Annotated in this window: 17 protein-coding genes; 10 read left to right on the forward strand and 7 right to left on the reverse strand. The window is 70.8% G+C overall.

Features of this window, described 5'->3' with window-relative positions; genetic code table 11:
* The first annotated feature begins 62 nt into the window (after nt 1-62).
* From GPA04_RS11130 to GPA04_RS11155, 6 genes are read left to right on the forward strand one after another with little or no spacing between them, the layout of a single operon-like run.
* On the forward strand, nt 63-920 hold the full coding sequence (locus GPA04_RS11130; protein ID WP_241680740.1) for a carbohydrate ABC transporter permease: 858 nt from the start codon (nt 63-65) through the stop codon (nt 918-920).
* Nucleotides 917-1771: a carbohydrate ABC transporter permease gene (locus tag GPA04_RS11135; RefSeq protein ID WP_156224175.1), complete on the forward strand. Its 855-nt coding sequence runs from the start codon at nt 917-919 to the stop codon at nt 1769-1771. The genes GPA04_RS11130 and GPA04_RS11135 overlap by 4 nt, the downstream gene beginning before the upstream one ends.
* Entirely contained in the window at nt 1768-3717 is a 1950-nt protein-coding gene (locus GPA04_RS11140; protein WP_156224176.1) for a DUF8034 domain-containing protein, read from the forward strand. The genes GPA04_RS11135 and GPA04_RS11140 overlap by 4 nt, the downstream gene beginning before the upstream one ends.
* On the forward strand, nt 3714-4496 hold the full coding sequence (locus GPA04_RS11145) for an RraA family protein (RefSeq protein ID WP_156224177.1): 783 nt from the start codon (nt 3714-3716) through the stop codon (nt 4494-4496). Before GPA04_RS11140 ends, GPA04_RS11145 begins: the two co-directional genes overlap by 4 nt.
* Complete coding sequence (locus tag GPA04_RS11150) at nt 4475-5416, forward strand: aldo/keto reductase (protein WP_156224178.1); 942 nt, start codon at nt 4475-4477, stop codon at nt 5414-5416. Before GPA04_RS11145 ends, GPA04_RS11150 begins: the two co-directional genes overlap by 22 nt.
* Nucleotides 5413-6228: an amidohydrolase family protein gene (locus GPA04_RS11155; protein ID WP_162458590.1), complete on the forward strand. Its 816-nt coding sequence runs from the start codon at nt 5413-5415 to the stop codon at nt 6226-6228. The genes GPA04_RS11150 and GPA04_RS11155 overlap by 4 nt, the downstream gene beginning before the upstream one ends.
* Here the strand turns inward: GPA04_RS11155 and GPA04_RS11160 are convergent.
* A complete protein-coding gene (locus GPA04_RS11160; protein WP_156224180.1) occupies nt 6216-6887 on the reverse strand; it encodes a GntR family transcriptional regulator in 672 nt (223 codons plus the stop codon). The genes GPA04_RS11155 and GPA04_RS11160 overlap by 13 nt on opposite strands.
* A gap of 82 nt (nt 6888-6969) precedes the next feature.
* The gene (locus GPA04_RS11165; protein WP_156224181.1) at nt 6970-11067 is read right to left on the reverse strand and encodes an Ig-like domain-containing protein; all 4098 of its coding nucleotides are present in this window, start codon (nt 11065-11067) and stop codon (nt 6970-6972) included.
* A gap of 188 nt (nt 11068-11255) precedes the next feature.
* Between GPA04_RS11165 and GPA04_RS11170 the strand changes: the two genes are divergently transcribed.
* Complete coding sequence (locus tag GPA04_RS11170) at nt 11256-11735, forward strand: DUF456 domain-containing protein (protein WP_241680741.1); 480 nt, start codon at nt 11256-11258, stop codon at nt 11733-11735.
* A gap of 14 nt (nt 11736-11749) precedes the next feature.
* Here GPA04_RS11170 and GPA04_RS11175 read toward each other — a convergent pair whose 3' ends face one another.
* The 4 genes from GPA04_RS11175 to GPA04_RS11190 are packed head-to-tail and all read right to left on the reverse strand — an operon-like array spanning nt 11750 to nt 14752.
* Nucleotides 11750-12367, reverse strand: coding sequence for a response regulator (locus tag GPA04_RS11175; protein ID WP_156224182.1), 618 nt, complete (start codon nt 12365-12367; stop codon nt 11750-11752).
* Nucleotides 12364-13569: a sensor histidine kinase gene (locus GPA04_RS11180; protein ID WP_156224183.1), complete on the reverse strand. Its 1206-nt coding sequence runs from the start codon at nt 13567-13569 to the stop codon at nt 12364-12366. Before GPA04_RS11180 ends, GPA04_RS11175 begins: the two co-directional genes overlap by 4 nt.
* The gene (locus tag GPA04_RS11185) at nt 13569-14444 is read right to left on the reverse strand and encodes a DUF418 domain-containing protein (RefSeq protein ID WP_156224184.1); all 876 of its coding nucleotides are present in this window, start codon (nt 14442-14444) and stop codon (nt 13569-13571) included. Before GPA04_RS11185 ends, GPA04_RS11180 begins: the two co-directional genes overlap by 1 nt.
* A complete protein-coding gene (locus tag GPA04_RS11190) occupies nt 14408-14752 on the reverse strand; it encodes a hypothetical protein (RefSeq protein WP_156224185.1) in 345 nt (114 codons plus the stop codon). Before GPA04_RS11190 ends, GPA04_RS11185 begins: the two co-directional genes overlap by 37 nt.
* 141 nt (nt 14753-14893) lie before the next feature.
* Between GPA04_RS11190 and GPA04_RS11195 the strand changes: the two genes are divergently transcribed.
* Nucleotides 14894-15664: an SDR family oxidoreductase gene (locus GPA04_RS11195; RefSeq protein ID WP_156224186.1), complete on the forward strand. Its 771-nt coding sequence runs from the start codon at nt 14894-14896 to the stop codon at nt 15662-15664.
* Here the strand turns inward: GPA04_RS11195 and GPA04_RS11200 are convergent, their stop codons facing one another.
* On the reverse strand, nt 15665-17434 hold the full coding sequence (locus GPA04_RS11200; RefSeq protein ID WP_156224187.1) for a lipase family protein: 1770 nt from the start codon (nt 17432-17434) through the stop codon (nt 15665-15667).
* Nucleotides 17435-17547: 113 nt separating this feature from the next.
* On the opposite strand from GPA04_RS11200, the gene pcrA reads away from it, so the two are divergent.
* Nucleotides 17548-20007, forward strand: a complete 2460-nt coding sequence (gene pcrA / locus GPA04_RS11205; RefSeq protein WP_156224188.1) for a DNA helicase PcrA — start codon at nt 17548-17550, stop codon at nt 20005-20007.
* 78 nt (nt 20008-20085) lie between these two features.
* Complete coding sequence (locus GPA04_RS11210) at nt 20086-21033, forward strand: helix-turn-helix domain-containing protein (RefSeq protein WP_241680742.1); 948 nt, start codon at nt 20086-20088, stop codon at nt 21031-21033.

Genomic DNA, 21033 nt, shown 5'->3' on the forward strand with positions numbered 1-21033 from the left:
AACCGCGGGCGCCGCACCCGCCACGTGTGCGAGCCGCACGCCGCAAGCCACTGCGGTCGAGGGTGCCCGACCTCATCATGGCGGGACCCGCCGTGCTGGTGTTCGTCCTCATGTTCATCATCCCGATGATCCTGGCGTTCGTGCTCAGCCTCACCGACTGGAACGGCTACAGCCTCAACTTCGACTTCATCGGGCTCGAGAACTACCGGTTCGCCTTCAAGAACCCGCGCACGGTCGACGCCGCGATCTTCACGGCGATCGTCGCACTGGTCGGAACCACGTTGTGCAACGTCGTCGGGCTGGCGGTGGCCGTGCTCATCGCAGCGCCCGGCAGGGCGAACACCGTGCTGCGCACGATCTTCTTCTACCCCTACATCATAAGCTCGCTGATCATCGGGTTCCTGTGGTCGGCGATGCTGCAGCCGAACGGTGTCGCCAACTCGTTGCTCGCGCACGTCGGGGTCGGGCCGCTCCCGTTCCTCATCGACCCGACGTGGGCCAAGGGCAGCGTCATCGCCACGATCCTGTGGTCGAGCTTCGGCTTCAACATGATCCTGTTCATCGCCGGCATCAAGTCGGTGCCGAACGAGTACTACGAGGCCGCCACCGTCGACGGCGCCTCCCGCTGGCAGCAGTTCCGCGCGATCACGGTGCCGCTGATCGCACCGGTGCTCACGGTCAACCTCGTGCTCACGCTCGTCGGCCTGCTCAAGGTGTACGACGTCGTGCTGGCGCTCACCGACGGCGGCCCGGCAGCGGGTACCCAGACGATCGTCTACCAGATCCTCAAGGACTCCTTCGCGCGTTCGGCGCTCGGTCTCGGTGCCGCGCAATCGGTCGTGCTCCTCGTGGTCACCGCGGTCGCCGGACTCGCCGTGACGTTCGCGCGTCGCAGCGCCGAGCAGAAGGTCGCCGCATGAGTGCCGCCACGAGGCGCGGCACGGTCCCCGGCGCCGCCATCAAGTGGGTGGTGCTCGCAGCGACGGCGCTGGTGATGCTCATCCCGATGTACATCCTGGTGATCAGTGCCTTCAAGCCGCAGGCCGAGATCATCCAGCAGCCGCTGCTGATCGATCCCTCGACGTTCACGCTCGAGTACCTGAAGGAAGCGCTGACCAGCGAGAAGTTCAACGTGGTCCGTGCGTACGGCGTCACGCTGTCCTTCGTCCTCATGGTCAACGTGTTCGGCATCGCCCTGGCCGCCCCGGTGGCGTACGTGATCGCACGCGGCCGCAAGAAGTGGCACATGTGCTTGCTGCTGCTCTTCGTGTCCGGTCTGTTCATCCCCGGGCAGGTGACGCTGATCCCGGTCGTGTTCGTGCTCCGGCTCCTCGGGCTGATCAACACCGTGCCGGGCTTCATCCTGTTCGAGACGGCCGCGACGTTGCCGGTGACGATCTTCCTGTTCAGCGCCTATCTGCGCACGGTCCCGCGCGACATCGACGAGGCGGCGGCGCTCGACGGAGCGGGCCAGATCCGTGCCTTCTGGTCCTGCATCTTCCCCATCATGAAGCCGGTCGTCGCGACGATCCTGGTGCTCAACTCGATCAGTGTCTGGAACGACTTCGTCTCGCCCCAGATCATCCTCGGCCCCAGCTCCGGGATCTACACCGTGACGACGGGCGTCTACGCCGCCGTCGGCCAGTACTCGACCGACTACACCGTGGTGTTCCCCACCCTGCTGCTCGCGATCCTCCCCGCCGTCATCTTCTTCGTGATCATGCAGCGCCACATCATCGGCGGGCTCGTGGCAGGAGCGACCAAGGGATGAACCAACCGATCCTGACCGAGGCCATGCGGGAGGTCCCCGCCTGGGCGGTGCTGCAGCGCCGGCTGTTCGACGCGATCGAGACCGCATGGCGACAGTTCGCCGAGCGGTACACCGAGGCCGACGGACGCCTCCGCTACAGCGGTGGCTTCGAGGACCGCGACGGCGTCGACGACCTCTACGAGCCCTTCTTCAACTGGCCCGCCTTCTACCTGCTCGGCGGCAGCGATGCCGTGCTGACCGCGGCCAAGCACCACTGGTCCGGCGTCACGGCCCAGCTGACCGAGGCCGGCATGCTCACCGAGGAGTACGAGAACGGCTACGACTGGTTCCACCAGGGCGAGTCGCTCGTGTTCTTCTACGGGCTCTGCGCAGCCGACCCCAGCGACCCGGCCTTCGCCGGCCGAGCAGCACGGTTCGCGGACCTCTACACCGATCCGGCGCGCGGCAACTACGACCCCGAGCGGAACATCATCCGCGCACCGCACAACGGCGCACGCGGCGCGCTCGAGGGGCTCGGCCCCACCTGGCAGGCGTACTCGGCCGACCTCGTCCACATGGAGCCCTACGGGCTGCCGCTGCACGGGCTCCCGGGCATCACCAGCTGGGACGACCTCCGCTCGCCCGCGAACGCTCAGGCGATGGGGCGCGCCCTGCACCACCGAGCCCAGGGGGACACCGCCGTCAACCTCGCGGCGACCTCGCTGGTCGCCAACCGCTGGCTGTACGACGGCGACCCCGCCGCATCGTCCTGGATCTCCCGGTATGTCGGGGGCTGGCACGAGCGAGCCGACCGCAACCGCGGTCTGATCCCGGACAACGTCGCGCCCGACGGCACCGTCGGAGGTCTCCACGAGGGTCGCTGGTACGGCGGCCACTACGGCTGGACCTGGCCCCACGGGCTGCACTCGGTGGCCTCCGCCACGCTGGTCGCGGGGCTGAACGCCTCGCTCGTCACCGGCGACAGCACCTTCCTCGACGTGACGCGCACGGCGCTGGACACCGTGCTCGAGCACGCGATCACGGCGCCGCCGGCCGCGACACCGTTCAGCCTCAGCCAGTTCTGGCGCGCTCGGTACGGCGCGGGGGTGGACGAGCCCGCCCTGCTCGTCCCGCACCGCCACGGCACCGAGGGATGGTTCGACTTCGGACCGATGCAGCTCGAGTTCCCGCTCTGGCTGTGGTGGTGGACGCGCGACGAGCAGGACCGGGCACGCCTCGACCGCGTGCTGAGCGGCATGCCGGCGGCCGCGCGCGACGTGCAGCCGTTCCGCGACAAGATGGAGTCCGGGCACGACGCACCCTGGCTGGCCTATCTCGACGGCGACCACCCCGAGTACCCGGTGCAGGCCCTGTCGATGGCACTCGGGCAGGTGGCCCGCCGGGTTGCCCTGATGGAGACCGAGCATCCCGACCCGGCGGACGTGCACCTGCACTACTGGCAGCGCGTGAACCCGGTGGTGACCGAGATCCTGTCCCAGCTGATCACGGGCACGCCGCAGACTCTCTACAACGGCGGCCTGCCGTTCGCGGCGCTCAGCTACGAGGACCTCGACCGGGGCCGGGCGGGTCTGCCGCAGGATGTCGCCGCGCTCGTGACGAGCCTCGACGAGGATCGCATCGAGGTCGAGGTCGTCAACCTCTCGCCGACCCGCACCCGACGGCTGCTGATCCGCGCGAGCGCGTTCGGCGAGCACCGGCTGGAGCGTGTCGACAGCCGCGGTGAGGAGGGCGGCGACTACCCCGGCCCGTCCACCGCGGAGACGTCCCGCCCCGGGAGGGCTGTCACCGCCACCACCGAGGTCGACGGCGCCGCCCGGGTGACGCTCCCGCCCTCGCACCGCACCCGCCTCACGCTCTACACCAGACCCAGCGAACAACGACCGCACCACCGCCCGGCCGGCGCACGCGCGCTTGCCGCAGCACGATCCGAACGGGGAACCCCATGACCGACACCGCCATCCGCCTGACGCGACCGCAGATCGAGCTCCCGGTACGCGGCGAGCGCTACGAGCGGGTGCCCGCAGAGGTGAGGGCCTCCCTCGAGCAGGTCTCGACCGCTACCGCGTGCGCCAAGCTGCACTCGATGGGGATCCGCCGATCCTTCATCTCGGGGCCGCGACCGTTGAAGCCGGGGCAGCGCATGGTCGGCTCGGCGCTCACGCTGCAGTTCATGCCCCAGCGTGAGGATCTCGGCTCCTTCGCGGGGCAGGAGTACGCCGAGCGGAAGACGGCCCTCTGGGAGGTGCTCGAGACGGTGCAGCCGGGCGACGTGCTCGTGGTGCAGGCCTACGGGAGCACCCACTCGGGCTGCATGGGCGACATCCTCACGCGTTATCTGTCGCGCAAGGGCGGCGTCGGTCTCGTCGTCGACGGCTGCATCCGCGACTCCGGGCGCATCCGGGAGCTGGACCTGCCGGTGTGGAGCAACGGCGTCACGCCGCACTACGCCTCGCAGTCCGAGCTGTTCCCGTGGGCCTACGACGTCCCGGTCGCCGTCGGGGGGTCGCTGTGCCTCCCGGGTGACGTGGTGATCGCCGACGACGACGGCGCCGTGGTCGTGCCGCAGGCCGCCGCGGCGGAGGTCGCCGCCGCGGCTCGCGATCACGAGGAGTGGGAGGTGTTCAGCCGGCAGCGTCTCGACGAGGGTGCCAGGCTGAGCGACTACTACCCGCTCACGGCTGACAGCCGCGAGGAGTACGAGGCATGGCGTTCCGTCCAGTCCTGAGGCCGCTCGGCGAGCCGGGATCGGCGTCGTCCTGGGGGCTCGGGTGCGCTCCCATCGGGAACCTCTACACCTCGGTCGCCGAGGCCGATGCCGAGGCGACCGTCGCTACCGCGCTCGCGGCCGGCATCCGGTTCTTCGACACGGCCCCGCACTACGGGGCCGGCCTCAGCGAGCAGCGCCTCGGGCGTGCGCTCGACGGCGTCCCTCGGGACGACCTGGTGATCGCCACCAAGGTAGGGCGCGCCGTGGTCGACGATGACGGCGCGGTCGTCGCGAGCGGACAGGTCGGCTCCGGCACGGTGTTCGACGGCAGCCGGGACGGCGTGCTGCGCAGCCTCGAGGGCAGCCTGCAGCGGCTGCGCACCGATCGGGTCGACCTGCTGTACCTGCACGACCCGCCGGACGTCGACGCGGCTCTGCGCTCGACCATCCCCGCGCTCCAGGAGCTGAAGGACCAGGGCGTCGTGCGTGCGATCGGGGTGGGCATGGTCTGGACCGAGCCGCTGACACGGTTCGTGCAGGAGGCCGACCTCGACGTCGTGATGGAGGCCGGCCGGCTCACGCTGATCGACCGGCATGCCGACGAGGCGCTGCTCCCGGCGGCGCGGGAGCGGGGCGTCGGCGTCATCGCGGCCGGGGTGCTCAACTCCGGAGTGCTCGCCGACCCCGTGGGCGCCCCGTACTTCGACTACCACCCGGCCTCGGGGGAGATCGTCGCCCGGGCCCAGGCGATGGCTCAGCTCTGCGCACATCACGGGGTCGAGCTGCGCCACGCGGCCGCGCGGTTCCCGCTGCAGCGCCACGGCGTCGAGGCCGTCGTCGTGGGTGCACGCACCGCGGCCGAGGTGACCGACTGGGTGGCGGGGCTCGAGGTGCCCGTCCCCGCCGAGCTCTGGCAGCTCCTGGACGCGGCGGCGTGAGGTTCGTCGACTCCCACCTCCACCTGTGGGACGTGTCGCAGGTTCCGTTGTCCTGGTTTCGCGACGGCCAGGGTCTGCCGGCCCGCGCGGTCGTCGACGACCTGCTCGCCGACCTCGCCGCGACGGGGGCGGCGCCGCCCGAGGGCGCCGTCGTCGTGCAGGCTGCCGACACCCTCGCGGAGCTGCGCTGGCTGCTGGCGGCGGCCGAGCGAGACCCCCTGGTATCCGCGGTGGTGGCGCAGTACGAACCGCGACCAGGGTGGTGGGCGGGCACCGCGCAAGCCGTGCTCGACCATCCGGCCCTCGCAGGGATCAGGCTCGCGGTTCCGACTCGTGCGGCCGACCTCAGCGACGTCCCTGGCGTGGACGAGCTCGCCGCGGGACTCGCCGCCACGGGCGCGGTGCTCGAGCTGCTGATCCGCCCTGAGCAGCTTCCCGCCGCGGCGTCGGTGGCGGCCGCGCACCCCGACCTGACGATCGTGCTCTGTCACCTCGGTCTCGGCGGTAACGAGCCCGATGACCGCTGGCGTCAAGGGCTCCAGGCTGTCGCTGAGCACGCGCGTGTGATGGCGAAGGTCTCGGGGCTGCACACACCAGGGCGGGATCCGGCGAGCGTCCCCGCGATCGTGGCGGACGCCGTCGGGATCCTCGGCATCGAACGGCTGATGTTCGGGAGCGACTGGCCGATCTCGACCAGGACGTTCAGCTATCAGGAGACGTTGAGGCGCACGCACGCTGCGCTGCCCGAGCTCGAGCCCCGCGACGCGGACTCGTTCTGGCGGGGGCTCGCGACGCGGCTCTACCTCGGCTGAGCGCCCTCGTCGGGCTCGAGCAGCGTGCCGGCGGCGTGCCGGGCGAACAGGGTGGCGGCGGCTTCCTCGTCGTTGCCCTGCAGCACCTGCAGCAGGCTCCAGTGCCAGTCCGCGACCTCGTGCCAGTCGCCCGGGAAGTCGGGGTCTCCGAGCGCGTGGGTGGCGCGCAGGCTCGGCTCGATGATGTCCCACATGCGGGGCAGGTAGGGGTTGCCGCTCGCCTCGATCACCGTGCGGTGGAAGACGAAGTCGAGCTCGCGAAAGGTGCTGAGGTTGCGGTCGGTCGCGGCCGCGTGCATCTGCTCGATCGTCCGGTCGAGCCTGCTGCGCATCTCCTCGCTGAGGTTGCCGCACACGAGCCGACCCGCGAGCGACTCCAGCGCCGTGCGGGCCACCCGCGCCTGGTTCATCTCGTCCTCGGAGTACTCGGCCACGAAGTTGCCGCGGTTGCGTTCGTGCGTGACGAGGCCCTCGTGTGCGAGCCGCTTCAGCGCGTCACGCACCGGGGCCTGGCTCACCTTCCACTCGCGCGCGAGCTGCGACTCGACCAGCTGCTGGCCGGGCACGAGCGTGGAGTCCTTGATCTGGTTCTTGATCAGGTCGTAGATCTGGTCGGAGAGCAGCCCCCGGGAGAGCCCCTGCGTCGTCATCTCCGTCATGCCCCCACTCTACGGCTATCGCTAATCGTTAATGGACGCTCCGGGGTGCCGCAGTGGCACCCCGGAGCGTCCGGTGGCGTGCTCAGCCGCAGGTCACCGCCTCGTAGCTGACCGAGTAGCGCTCGTAGTGGCCATGGTCGGTGTGCCACGAGTAGCCGGCGGTCGTCGCGGTACCGGCGTCGACCGACGCACCCCCGGTGGTGAACCCGTGGTACACCGCCTGTCCCGGCTGCACCGCGGTGAACTTCTTGTCACCGAACGGTGTGGTCAGCCGGATGTCCGCCGGCAGGTCCGTGCGGTTGACGGCGTGCATCGCCACCACCGCTTGGTCCTCCCAGCACTGCGAGCGGACGCTGACCCGCAGGTCGACGCCGGTCTCGTGGGCCGGTGGCTCGGGCTCGTCCTCGTCCACCGGGGCGAGCGTCAGCGCATTGGCCTCGGCGTAGTGGTAGACGTTGAAGTAACCGGCCTCCGCGATCGCGTCCCCTGTCCCGGCGTCGAGACCGCTCCACACGGTCGCACCGTCGACGCGCAGCACGATCTCCATGCCCTGGTCGGTGGCGGTGGTGCCGAACTCGATGACGTGCTCGCTGTTCGCGGCGATCGCGGTGTTGGGGATGATGTCCAGCATCGACTGACCAGGACGCCAGCTCTGGAACTCGATCACGTCCTCCTTGATCACCACGAGGTAGCCCTTGTTGCTCCCGACCCAGCTCGGCGTGCCCGCGCGGTCGGACCGGACGGCGAAGCCGTACCAGCCGCCCTCGAAGCCCCCGAAGGAGGCGTTGAAGCGCAGCAGCCCGTCGGCGTAGGTGGCGCCCTCGTAGCCGACCACGCCTTCGGCCGTCACACGCAGGGTGCCGCCCTCGAAGTCGGCGATGACGTCACCCACCCAGCCGGCGGCGTCCGAGAGCTCGTCGGTCAGATCGGTCACGACGTACTCACCTTGGACCACCTCGACGGCGACGCTCGCGCTGAGGGTCTGGTCGTCGGCGACGGTGACGGTCACCGAGGCGGTTCCCGGACCGACCGCCCGGATGCGACCGAGCGCGTCCACCGTGACGACGGCAGCGTCCGACGACTCCCACGTGAGCGTGGCGCTGGCGTCGCTCGGCGTGAGGACGGCGGTCAGCTGACGGCTGCCCCCGGCCGCGAGGACGACATCGGTCTCGGCGATCGTGATCGACTCCGGGGCCGTGCGGACCAGCGAGAACATCACGTCGTCGACGTCGAGGTGGCTGAAGCCCGAGACGTAGAACCCGACCTTGCCGGACGTGCCGGGGTTGGGGTTCGGACCCGAGATCACCGGCGTCCCGTCGACCGCGACCGTGACACCGGCGGCGGCCGAGGTCATCGCGACCTCGTACCGTGAGCTCGGCGCGAGCGCCTGCTCAGGAGTCAGCACGACCTCCTTCAGCACGGCCCAGCCGGAGTCGTAGACGCGCCAGCGCGGCTCGGCCTCGCTGTGCCGGTACTCGACGAAGCCACCCGGGTTGGCGCCGGTGCGGTCATAGACCAGGAGCACACCGCCCTCGGGCATGACCTCCGGCGTGACGAGCTGGAACCGGAGCGTGTACTCGCCGAACGGGCGTGGGTGCTGGCTGTTGGCGCCGTTGACGATCCGGTACACGTGGTTGCCGTCCGCCTCGGCCACGATGCTCCGGTTCGGGTCGACAGGCCAGTCGTTGCCGCCGGACTCGAAGTCGGTGTAGTGGAGGATCCCGTCACCGGCCACCACGACGACCCGGGCCTCGTCGGTGATCGAGGCGTCCGTCGAGGTGACGGTCAGGATCGCCTCCCCGGGGGCGAGCGCGGTCACGGTACCGGCCGCGTCGACCTCGACGGTTGCAGGATCGCTGCTGGAGTAGCTGACGCTGGCCTCGCTCGCGTTCCACGGCACCACCTGTGCGGCGAACGACTGAGACGAGCCGAGCGGCAGCGTCAGCTGATCGGCCGGCAGGTAGACACCCGCGAGATCGATGTGCGTGGGAGAGCCCGGGTGACCCACCGTGCCGCTGGTTCCGATCTCGCCGAACGGGGTGGGCTCGAAACCGGCGATCTGGTCGAAGGCCGGCGCGCCCTCGGTGAACGTGAAGTCCTGGCTGCTCCAGTCGACGAACCCCGGGTCGGTGTCCGTGACCCAGTTGTCGCCGTAGTTCATCAGGTCGTGGACGTCGCGCGCACCCTCGGCGTTGACGTCCCCGGACCGGGTGAGCTCCGGGTTCCAGGTGACGTTGTTCTCGAAGACGTTGGTGTCCGGGTAGTAGTGGTTCTCGTCGAAGAAGGTCAACAGCTCGGGGTAGCGCTCCGCGTACGGCGTGCCCACGAAGCCGTTGTTCTCCTCGAAGAGCTCGAGCCACCCCGGCATGTAGTCGGTGTCGACCTTGTTGCCCTCGCCGTCACCCATCCACATCTCGTAGTTGTTGAAGGGGATGAAGGTGTCGACGAAGACGTTGTTGCGGGCGACGATGTAGGAGCCGGAACCGCTCTTGATGGCGTCGTTGCCCATCCGGTAGAAGTAGTTCCCCTCGATGGTCAGGCCCATCGTGAGGTTGTCCGGGTAGATGCCCTCCACACCGAGTCGCCCGATGCCGGTGTCGTGGAAGTAGTTGCCACGGATCACCGTCCCGCGCTGCTGCGGCGTCGCGCCGGCGTTCATGTAGATCGCCCCGAGGTCCTGGAACCTCTTGCAGATGTCGTAGATCTCGTTGCGCTCGATCAAGTGGTCGTTGCCGTGCACGATGATGCCCGGGTGCGGGGCGTCATGGATCTCGCTGTCCTGCACGCTGTTGCCCACGCCGTCGAGCATCACGCCGGGGTTGTAGGCCTGGTGGTAGTAGGCGAAGTCGTGGATGTGGGAGTTGACCACCCGGTTGTTGCCGGGCGTCAGCAGCGCCTTGTCACCACCCTGGAGGACGACGGCGACGCCTCCGACGTGCTGCAGGTGCGAGTCCACCACCGCATGGTCGGTGCCGCCCCGGTTCACCGGGATGCCGTCGTAGGTGTAGCGGCCGGGGGAGTTGATGTAGACGCCGCCATCGGTGAAGTTGCGGATGTCGCTACTCGAGATCGTGACGGCCTCGCCTCCGAGGATCACGGCCGCCAGCGCCCGGCCGTACTCCAGCACGAGCTCGTCGAAGACGACGTGGGAGGTGCCGTCGGTGCGCAGCATCGGCTCCGAGAGCATCGTGGCCGTGACCGCACCGGTGCCGTGCTCGAAGCCGGCGTTGGGCTGGAAGTAGAGGACGCCGGCGTCGCGGTCCACGTAGTACTCACCCGGGACGTCGAGCTCCTCCAGCAGGTTCTCGAAGTGGTGGAAGTCCTCGAACCAGGTCTTCATCAGCCCGGACATCTCGCCGTAGCGCATCGTGAGCTGCTTGTTCTCGAGGTCGATCGAGGCGACCTTGTTGTAGGACCACTCCCACGAGTAACCGAAGATGCCGTCCATCCAGATGTCCTCGGCCTCCGTCCAGTGCTGCGGGCGGTCGTAGGTGAAGCTGAAGGTGCCGCCGCGCTCGTGAAGGTCGTCGTCCTCGCGGGTGGGCCCGACGTCGATGATCTCGTTCATCTGCACGGTGTCGTCGTTCGGCCAGCGGGCCAGCGTCATGCCCTCGCCGTCGACGAACAGCTCCATCGGAGGGATCTCGCTGAGGTCGTTGGCGTACCAGTAGCCGTGCCTGCTCAGGTCGCCGAAGTCGGTGATCCCTGCGGCGTGCAGGTCGAGCTGCAGCACGGTGTCGCGCGCGTCGACGTCGACGATCCGGTCGAGCACCGCGGCGTCGGTGACCGGGGTGAAGTCGTCGCGGTCGAGCTCCAGCCCACCGGTGAGGCGCGCGGTCTCGCCGGGGTAGGAGGCGTACGTGATGGGGGCGTCGGCCGTGCCCGAGTCCTCGGCGCCCAGCTCGAAGCTCTGCGTGCGGTAGTAGGAGCCCTCGCGCAGGTACACGGTGACCGGTCCGTCCGGCAGGGTGCCGTCGGCCCGATGGGTGCGGATGGCGTCCCGGGCACCCTCGAGGGTCAGGAACGGCTCCTCGATGGTGCCGAGGGAGGAGTCGTCGCCGTTCGGCGCGATGTAGAGCGTGAGTGGTGAGGCGTTGGCCTCGGGTGGCAGGAAGAGCCCGGCCAGCCCGAGGGCGATCGTGGTGAGCAGCGTGAGAAGCCGCCTGAGCATCGCTGACATACCGACCTTTCCGGCCACCGGCGGGTGGCGATCGTCGTTGACCCGGCCCGACTGGGCCGACAGCGATCGAGACGTTATCACTAATCGATAATCGAGGGGAAGGGCTACCTCCTCGGTCGATCACGCCCCTTACGCCGAGTTCGTCGCATGCAGCGAACTCGACGGCGGGAGGTTGGCACACTGAGCCCGTGACGCCTTTCGAGCTGCTCTGTGCGGCGATCATGGTCGTGGGCCTGTTCGGCGTCGTGGTGCAGGTGCTGCCCGGCACGCTGCTGGTGCTCGGCGGCATCCTGCTGTGGGCCACGGAGGTGCAGACGGCGTCCGGCTGGGTGGTGCTCGCTATCGGCGTGGTGGCAACGGTTGCCGCGTGGATCGGCAAGTACCTGCTGGCCGGGCGCGGGCTGAAGAAGGCCGCCGTGCCGAACCGGACCCTCGTGGTCGGGGGCGTGCTCGGTGTGGTCGGGTTCTTCGTCATCCCGGTGATCGGGCTGCCGCTGCTGTTCGTGCTCGGGGTCTACCTCGCCGAGCAGGCACGCCTCCGGGACCGCAGCAAGGCCTGGATCTCGACCAAGGCCGCGATCAGGGCCACCGGCATCACGATCCTGGTCGAGCTCGCGGGCGCGATGGTGGCGGTCGGCGCCTGGGTGATCGCGATCCTCGTGAGCTGAGGGGAATCCGTGCGTCAGCTACCGTGCGGCGGGCGCAGCAGTCCCGCCGCGTACCCAGCCGCCACGGCAGAGGCGCGGTCGACGGCGCCCAGCTTGGTGCAGACGTGCTGGAGGTGCGTCTTGACCGTGGCCTCGCCGAGGCGCAGCCGGTTCGCGATCTGCCGGTTCGTCAGCCCCGCGGCGACCATCTCGAGCACCTGCAGCTCGCGTGTGCTCGGGTGCCGGGGACCGGCGCCGGGATCGGGGACCGAGCGCCCGAGCAGGCGATGCCCGCGCCGCGCCGCTCGCACCGCCTCGACCAGCTCGATCCTGCCCGTGTCCTTGACGAGGTAGCCGTCGGCTCCGGCATCGAGCGCGGTGCGCACGTCGCTGACCGTCGCGTACGTGCTGAGCACCAGGATCACCAGATCCGCGTGCTCGGCGCGTGCGGCACGGATCAGTGCCCCGGGAGCGGCGTCCGGCAACCGGAGGTCGGCCAGCAGCACGTCGCACGCCGTGGCCGCGAGCACCGCGATCCCTTCCGTGGCCGAGGCGCCCTCCCCAACCACTGCGATGTCGGGGCTGCTCGCGAGCTGACCTCGGACGCCGTCCCGCACCACCGGGTGGTCGTCGACCACGACCACGCGGATCACGGGACCGCCTCCGCCTCGAGCGGGGCGATCAACGTGAGCGTGGTCCCCGAGCCGGGCGCGGACGCCACCTCGACCCTCCCGCCGACCTCGGCCATGCGCTCGGCGATGATCGCCAGACCGTTGCCGGTCCGGTGCGCCTCGGGATCGAAGCCGCGGCCGTCGTCGACGACGTCCACGCTCACCGTCTCACCCAGGAACGACAGCGTGACCATGACCGATCCAGGACCGGCGTGTCGCAGCGCGTTGCGCAGCGCCTCACCGGTCGTTCGTACGAGTGCGTCCGCGATCATGTCCGGAACCGGTTCCCTCTCGCCGTCGACGGCGAAGTCGACCTTGGTCGTGCTCGTCGCCGCCGCGCCTCGGACGAGCCGCTCGATCGCGTCGGCCAGGCCGTCACCCACGATGCTCGCGCGCATGTCCGTGACCGAGGAGCGGGCCTGCCGCAGCGCCGCCCTGGCGACCTCGAGGCTGCGCCGGGCGCGCGCCGCCACGTCGGGCTCGCGCATCTCCACCACGAGGGCCTCGAGCTGGGCGACGATGCCGGCGAGGTCCGCCGCGAGCGTGTCGTGGATCTCGGCAGCGATCCGCGCGCGCTCGCGGGCGATGCCTTGCTGGTGGGCGTTCTCGAGCAGCTCGGTCTGCAGCTGGGCGTTGTCGGCCATCGCCCGTTCCAGCTCGGCCGTGCTCCGCCGGAGGTCGGCGAGCGCGGCGCGGCGTCCCGCTGACTCGGTCTCGACCTTGCGGATCGACCAGCCCGCCACGACCGTCAGCACACCACCCGCGAGCACGAGCACGAGGTTGTCCAGGCTGGGTGTGACCAGCCCGGGGAGCAGCAGCATCGCCGCGACCGTCAGCGCGACGCCCAGGTAGGCCCACGGGCCGGGGAGCGCGACGAAGGCGAGCGCGAAGCACACCAGGTACAGCAGCATGAAGCCGAACGACAGGTGGAACAGCCACGCGGAGCCGGCGAGGAACCCCACGAAGTACACGAGCATCGGCGCCGTCCGGTGCTCCAGCCAGTCCGGGTGCAGCACCGCCCACCAGGTGTGCCAGACCAGCACACCGGCGCAGATCGCGACGACCAGCGGCGCCTGCGCGTTGCCTCCGGAGCCGAGCGTCAGCGTCGCGGCCAGCACCGCCAGGAGGTAGGGCAGCGCGAGCCACAGCCGGGTGACCGGCTGCGAGGCCTCGTGACGCGCCATCAGCCGATCGTCGCAGCAGGCGGCCTCGCGAGCCAGCGCAGCAGGCGTTCCGCAGGGCCGCGCACGCCGCGCCGTTCCAGCACGGATGCGACCAGCACGGTGGTGAGCCAGGTCAGCAGCGCCAGTCCGGCCGCCGTGGCCGTGCCCAGCGACGCACCGAGCCCGAGCGACCACGCCGGCAGCAGCGCGGCGAAGACGACCGTCTGGGCGAGGTAGCAGCTGAGCGAGCGCGCCCCGGTGGCCTGCAGTGCGCGGGACGGGCCCGAGGAGGTGAACCGCGCGGAGGTGCAGAGCCACCCCGCCAGGGCGGCGTAACCCAGACCGCACGGGACCCCGGTGGCGATGTGCAGGGTCGAGAGCCACAGCTCCGACCCGGGCGGCAGCACCACGAGGTGGGCGGTCGCGAGCGCCATCGGCAGCCCGCCCAGCCAGCCGATCGAGATCCCGACGAGCGCCACGAGGCCGAGACCCCGCCGTCGGGACATGACGTCGGCGAGCAGGTCTCGACGACCCGCCACCACCCCGAGCAGCAGGGCGGCGACGACCGCGAGCAGCCCGAACGGGGCCATCAACCACTCCGCTCCGCGCCACAGCGCAGCACCGAACGGTTCCTCGATCGCCACCGACCAGAACACCTCCCGGTCGAGCCGTACCCGCGGGTCGGAGTAGATCCAGCCCTGCACGAGCGCCGCCGGTGGCAGCGCCACCGCGGCGGCCAGCACCAGCCGGCGGTCGGACCAGCGCATGGACGCGCCCGCGAGCAGCACACCCAGCAGCCCGTACCAGCCGAGGATGTCACCGGAGAAGGCGAGCAGCGCGTGCGCCGCCCCGAGCACGATCAGCCCGAGGCCGCGCCGACGCAGCAGCGACCGCACCTGCCGGTCCGACCAGCCGCGGGCGGACCTGGTGGCGGCGATGCGGGCCAGACCGTAGCCGTAGAGCGCGGCGACATCGGGTAGGCGCGCGCGTCGACGGTCGTCGTCAGCACCGCGGTGACCGCCTGGTCCAGCGCGCCCTCCTCGACGATGTGATGGCGCAACCCGTAGGGGCGGTCGTAGAGGTAGATCATCACGTTGGCGAGTGCGATCGCGGCCAGCATGGCGCCGCGCGCCAGGTCGGGTGCGGGGGAGCGCACCGCCTGGCTGGGTTGGAGAGCGTCCTTCCGGGTACTGGGGGAGATCATGCTCAGCACGCTAGGAGCCATCTCGTTCTCGCGGCATCCACGGATCAGGGGAGGTTTCGACCCCCGACTCCGCGGCGGGGCTTGGGCGAGCGCACGGACCGTGATGAGATTCACCACGAAGTTCGACGACGAGGAGGACTCATGCAGGACAAGGTCGCGCTGGTCACCGGCGCAGGTTCGGGAATCGGGGAGGCGTCCGCGCGGATGCTCGCCGCACGGGGCGCACGGGTCACGTTGGTGGGCCGCACGGCCGACGAGCTCGAGGAGGTCGCCCAGGGGGTCCGCGAGGCCGGCGGCGAGGCGCTCGTGGCGGTGGCCGACGTCAGCGACGAGGAGGCGGTCGCCGAAGCGGTGCGGGCCACGCTGGCGGAGTTCGGCCGGCTCGACACGATCGTCGCCAACGCCGGCGTCAACGGCACCTGGGCCGGTATCGACGACCTGAGCGTCGAGGACTTCCGATCCACCCTCGACATCAACCTCACCGGCACGTTCATCACGATCAAGGCCGGTGTGCCGCACATGAACCGCGGCGGTTCGGTGGTGGTCATCGCCTCGGTCAACGGCAGCCGGATCTTCTCCAACACCGGCGCGACCGCGTACTCGGCCTCCAAGGCCGGTCAGATCGCGATCACGAAGATGCTGGCCGTCGAGCTCGGGCCCCGGGGGATCCGGGTCAACGTGATCTGCCCCGGTGCGATCGACACCGAGATCAGCGACAACACCAACGCGCAGAACGAGGACGTCAAGATCCCCGTCGAGTTCCCGCAGGGCAACATCCCGCTCACGGGGTCCGAGCCCGGGTCCTCCGAGCAGGTCGCCGAGCTCGTCACGTTCCTCAGCTCCGACGCCGCGAGCCACATCAGCGGCACCGAGGTGTGGATCGACGGCGCGCAGTCGTTGCTGCAGGGGTGATCAGTCGCGCTCGCAGCTGTCGGTGACCCGAGCGCCGTCGAGCCGCTCGTGCGTCCAGCTGAGCAGCTCGGGCACGAGCGGGGAGCCTGGCTCGACCAGGTCCACGTGCCCGAGGCCGGGAAAGCTGCGGTGGTCGACCTGCTGGCTGGCCGCGCACAGCCCGTCGACGTAGGTCTGCTGCGCGGCCGCGGAGATGATCATGTCCGCCTCGCCCTGGGCCAGCAGCAGCGGCGCACCGATCGTCGCGGGCGGCACGTTCTCCTGCAGCCGCTGCCCGAACGGGCCCGTGGTCGGGTCGGCGGAGTAGATTCGGGGGTCGCGTGAGCCGGCGAGCTCGTTGAGCACCGTGACGGCGGTGCCCGGGTCGGTCAGGCACCGCTGGGACGCGCTCCGCACGAAGGTGGACGCACCGGGTCGCACGTAGTCGTCCCAGTGCACGTCGTCGTAGGTGCTCGTGTACCCGGCCGCGACGAACGAGGAGAAGATGCTGCCGCCGAGCATCTCGGCGAGCGTGTCCACGAACGCCGGCAGGTTCGAGGCGGGAGCCAGCGCGGCGACCCCGCTCAGCGGGACGTCGGGGGCGTACTCGGGCGCGATCGCGCCCACCCACAGCGCCGCGCCACCGCCCTGCGAGTGCCCCCACGCGACCGTCTGGACGCCGAGCGAGGGCTCCTCGAGCTGCCGGGCCGCCCGCACCGCGTCGAGCGCGGCACGGGCGCTGTCCGGCCCGACCAGGTACGGGTGCGGGCCGTCGGTGCCGAGCCCGATGTAGTCGGTCGCGACCACGGACCAGCCCTGCTCGAGGATCTCGGGCAGCACGAGCAAGGCCCCGGACTCGAACGGCTCGGCCAGCAGCGAGGGCGCGCAGTGCCGCGCGAACCCGGTGGTGCCGTGCGTCCAGGCGATGACCGGCGTCTCGGACGGACCGTCGGGTACCACCACCAGCCCGCTCGCGATCGCGGGTGAGCCGTCACCGTGGGTGGTCGTGTAGAGGATGCGCCACGCGCTGGCGCCCTCGGGCACCTCGCGCGTGAAGGGCTCGGAGCGGATGAGCGTTCCGGACTCGTCCGGGACCGTGCGCGGTGCGGCGTAGAACTCGTCCACCACGGCCGAGGGCTGGCGCAGCACGTAGCTCAGCCCAGCGGCGCCGATCGCGAGCAGCAGCACCACCACCGCGGCGACCGTGCGCGACCAACGACGCAGCGGTCCGGGCCGCTCGGGCTCCGTCGCCGGGGTCGGGGGCGGCCGCAACGTGTGCCAGAGGAGCAGCGCCCCGGCCCCGGCCAGCCGTGCACCGAAGGTGACCGCGACGACCAGCAGCGTGATGTCCGGCCACAGCAGCGCGAGCACGCCGAGCACCACGCCGGCGAGCCCGAACGCGATCTCGGCGACCCGGGCGTCGGTGGCCTGCCCCGAGCGGCTCCCGGTGACCACCCCCCGGATGCCGCTGGCCACCAGCGCGCCCCCCGCCACCAGCGCGGTGGTCCGTACCGTGAGCGCCGGGTACGCCAGCACGAACACGCCGCCGAGCCACCACAGCCCGGCCACCCCCCATCGGGCCAGCCTCGACCGGCGAGTCTCGCCCTCGTCCGAGCGAATCGCCTCGAGCGCACCCGCCACGAGCATCGCCGCTCCGATGAGCAGCGCGAGCAGCCCGAGGGACGTCGTCGGGCGGGTGAGCACCACGATCCCGGCCACGACGGCCACCGCACCGATCGCGACCCGCCAGGGCCGCGGAAGGCGGCTCAGCAGCCGTGCGTGTGACCTCATCGCCCTCCTCAGGCCGCCGGGACCGATCCCACCCTAGGACCAGCGACGGCGCCGTCCACAGGCGGGGCTGGGCGCCGCCGTCGTCGGTGCCAGCGCTTAGGCTGGTCGGTGCGATGACCTCTCTCTTCAGCGACCTCCCGCTCCCCGGCCTCGGGGCGGTTTCGCGCCCCGACGTCGAGTCCCACCTGCCTCGTGTGATGGCCCCTCGCGGGGACGAGGCGCCCGACGGCGGCGCCCCGGGGTCCTCGCTGGTCGCCGACGCCCTCATCGAGGGTCTCAACCCGCCGCAGCGCCAGGCGGTCACCCACGAGGGCGGCCAGCTGCTGATCATCGCTGGGGCGGGTTCGGGCAAGACCCGGGTGCTGACCAACCGGATCGCCTACCTGCTCGCGACCCAGCGCGCCAAGCCGGGCGAGATCCTCGCCATCACCTTCACGAACAAGGCGGCCGCGGAGATGCGGGAGCGCGTGGAGGAGCTCGTCGGGCCGCGCGCCAGGACGATGTGGGTCTCCACCTTCCACTCGGCGTGCGTGCGGATCCTGCGCCGCGAGGCGAAGACGATCGGCCTGCGCTCGAGCTTCTCGATCTACGACGCCGCGGACTCCCAGCGGTTGATGACCATGGTGTGCCGCGAGCTCGATCTCGATCCCAAGCGCTACCCGCCCAAGGCGTTCAGCCACCGGGTCTCGGACCTGAAGAACGAGCTCGTCGACCCCGACGAGTACCTGAGCACGGTCGGCACCAGCCCGTTCGACCAGAACCTCGCGGCGGCCTACCGGCGCTACCAGGAGCGGCTGCGGCAGGCGCACGCGCTGGACTTCGACGACATCATCATGACCACGGTCCACATGCTGCAGGCGTTCCCGGACGTCGCCGAGCACTACCGGCGCCGGTTCCGCCACGTGCTCGTCGACGAGTACCAGGACACGAACCACGCCCAGTACGTGCTCGTGCGGGAGCTGGTGGGCATGAGCAGTGATGGCACAGGCGGCGGCTCCACGCCTGGTGTGCCGCCCGCCGAGCTGACCGTGGTCGGTGACGCCGACCAGTCGATCTACGCCTTCCGCGGCGCCACGATCCGCAACATCATCGAGTTCGAGACCGACTACCCGGATGCCGCCACGATCCTGCTCGAGCAGAACTACCGCTCCACGCAGACGATCCTCACCGCGGCCAACTCGGTGATCGCGCGCAACCCGGGTCGCAAGCGCAAGAACCTGTGGACCGACGCGGGCGCCGGCACCCAGATCGTCGGTTACGTCGCCGACAACGAGCACGAGGAGGCCCGCTTCATCGCCTCGGAGATCGACCGGCTGAACGAGCAGGAGGAGAGCTTCCGCTACGGCGATGTCGCGATCTTCTACCGCACCAACGCCCAGTCGCGTGCGCTGGAGGAGGTGCTGGTGCGCGTGGGGCTGCCGTACAAGGTGGTCGGCGGCACCCGCTTCTACGAGCGCAAGGAGATCAAGGACGCGATCGCGTACCTGCGGGCGATCGTCAACCCCGATGACGACGTCAGCATCCGCCGCATCATCAACGTGCCCAAGCGTGGCCTCGGGGACCGCAGCGAGGCGATGATCACCGCGTACGCCGAGCGCGAGCGCATCAGCTTCGGCGCGGCGATCGGGCAGGTCGGGGAGGTCTTCGGGCTCGCCGCCCGCGCCGTCGCCACGATCAAGGAGTTCGCTGCGATGCTCGAGCGGCTGCGCTCGGCCTCCGAGGCCGGAGCCACACCCGCCGAGCTGCTGGACACCGTGCTGGAGGAGTCGGGCTACCTGCGCGAGCTCCGCGCCAGCGACGACCCGCAGGATGCCTCCCGGGTGGAGAACCTGGCCGAGCTCCACGCCGTCGCCGCCGAGTTCGCCGAGTCCGATCCCGAGGGCGACCTGGGGGACTTCCTCGAGCGCGTGGCCCTGGTCGCCGATGCGGACCAGATCCCGGAGGGCGCGGGCGAGTCCGGGGTGATCACGCTGATGACGGTGCACACCGCGAAGGGGCTGGAGTTCCCCGTGGTGTTCGTGACCGGTCTGGAGGACGGCACGTTCCCGCACCAGCGCAGCCTCGCCGACCCGGACGAGCTCGCCGAGGAGCGCCGGCTCGCCTATGTCGCGCTGACGCGGGCGCGCGAGCGGCTGTACGTGTCCCGAGCCTCGGTCCGCACCGCGTTCGGGATGCCGAACGAGCTGCCGGAGTCGCGATTCATCTCCGACGTGCCCGAGGAGCTGATCGACTGGAAGCGCCGCGAGTCCTCGATGCAGCGCTACCGAGGCGGCTCCTTCAGCGGCGGTGGCGGCTACGGCTCCACCGGGCCGCGCAGCTCCAGGCTCGCCGAGCGCCGGCAGCGCCAGGAGTCGGCACCGCCGTCGCGGGACGCCCCGAAGTTCGGGTCGGCCACGCCGCGTGCCGACGTGCCGAATCTCGAGATCGGGGACCGCGTGACCCACGACGCCTACGGCATGGGCCGGGTGGTGGCCATCGAGAACGGCGGGACCAACGCCGTCGCCAAGATCGACTTCGGCGAGGCCGGGACCAAGCGGCTGCTGCTGCGGTACTCGCCGGTCACGAAGCTGTAGCGCGCCTGACGCGCCCTGACCTCAGCCTGAGCAAGAACGGTCGGGCGCGGCAGCGGCGTCCCGCTCCATACTCGAACCGTGAGCGAGCCAGGCCGTGACCGGATCCGTGAGCTGCTGGACGCCGTCCTCGCGGACGTCGAGGTGGGGGACCGGCTGGGCGACATGGCGGCAGCCGCCTACACCTCCCCGTTCCACTTCAGCCGGCAGGTGAGCCGGGCTGCGGGGGAGCCGCCGGTGGCGCTGCGGCGCCGGGTGCTGCTCGAGCGAGCGGCGTGGCGGATCCAGCGCGGCACCTCGGTCACCGACGCCGCCTTCGAGGCCGGGTACGACTCGGTCGAGGGCTTCTCCCGCGCCTTCGCGCGGGCCTTCGGGTGCGTACCCAGCGCCATGCCCGCGCGCGGCGAGCGAGGGCACTGGCTGCCCGCACCGAACGGCATCCACTTCCACTCGCCGACAGTGCTGTACGTCGACGGCGGGGCGGCCACCGAGCACTCCGCCGGTGAGGTGCTCGCGCTCATGGTCCGGCACGACCTCGACGACACCGACGCGGTCCTGGCCGCGGCCGAGCCGCTCGGCGAGCCGGAGCTGCGCCGCGAACGGCTGGCCGGTCACGAGGTGCTGAGCTGGTCGGGACCGGAGACCACGCTCGCCGACGTGCTGCAGCACCTCGCGCTCGACAAGCTGCCCTGGCTGGCCAGCATCGAGGGCGCCGACGAGCCCGATCTCGCCGGTCCGCACGACGTGGCCACCCTGCGCGCCCGTCACGCCGACGTCGCCGCGCGCTGGCTCGCGATGACGCGGGACGTCGAGCGCCGTGGCGCGTGGGACGACCGGGTGATCGACGCGATCTGCGACCCGCCCGAGTCGTTCCTGCTCTCGCAGATCGTGGCGCACACGCTGACGTTCTCGGCGCACCGCAGGCAGCTGGCCCGCTGGATGCTGCGGCAGGCGGGCGTCGACGTCAGCGTCCCGACCCTGGACCCCGACCCGATCACGTGGCACCGACGTGCCTCAGGAGGACAGTGA

Origin of the sequence: Pseudactinotalea suaedae (assembly GCF_009733815.1) — a bacterium.
Lineage (GTDB): Bacteria > Actinomycetota > Actinomycetes > Actinomycetales > Beutenbergiaceae > Pseudactinotalea > Pseudactinotalea suaedae.

Excerpts from the sequence above, each read along its gene's own strand:
- GPA04_RS11135 (WP_156224175.1), top strand. The coding sequence starts at position 917 with ATGAGTGCCGCCACGAGGCGCGGCACGGTCCCCGGCGCCGCCATCAAG.
- GPA04_RS11140 (WP_156224176.1), top strand. The coding sequence starts at position 1,768 with ATGAACCAACCGATCCTGACCGAGGCCATGCGGGAGGTCCCCGCCTGG.
- GPA04_RS11145 (WP_156224177.1), top strand. The coding sequence starts at position 3,714 with ATGACCGACACCGCCATCCGCCTGACGCGACCGCAGATCGAGCTCCCG.
- GPA04_RS11150 (WP_156224178.1), top strand. The coding sequence starts at position 4,475 with ATGGCGTTCCGTCCAGTCCTGAGGCCGCTCGGCGAGCCGGGATCGGCG.
- GPA04_RS11160 (WP_156224180.1), bottom strand. The coding sequence starts at position 6,887 with ATGACGGAGATGACGACGCAGGGGCTCTCCCGGGGGCTGCTCTCCGAC.
- GPA04_RS11165 (WP_156224181.1), bottom strand. The coding sequence starts at position 11,067 with ATGTCAGCGATGCTCAGGCGGCTTCTCACGCTGCTCACCACGATCGCC.
- GPA04_RS11180 (WP_156224183.1), bottom strand. The coding sequence starts at position 13,569 with ATGGCGCGTCACGAGGCCTCGCAGCCGGTCACCCGGCTGTGGCTCGCG.
- GPA04_RS11190 (WP_156224185.1), bottom strand. The coding sequence starts at position 14,752 with ATGATCTCCCCCAGTACCCGGAAGGACGCTCTCCAACCCAGCCAGGCG.
- GPA04_RS11195 (WP_156224186.1), top strand. The coding sequence starts at position 14,894 with ATGCAGGACAAGGTCGCGCTGGTCACCGGCGCAGGTTCGGGAATCGGG.
- GPA04_RS11200 (WP_156224187.1), bottom strand. The coding sequence starts at position 17,434 with ATGAGGTCACACGCACGGCTGCTGAGCCGCCTTCCGCGGCCCTGGCGG.
- pcrA (WP_156224188.1), top strand. The coding sequence starts at position 17,548 with ATGACCTCTCTCTTCAGCGACCTCCCGCTCCCCGGCCTCGGGGCGGTT.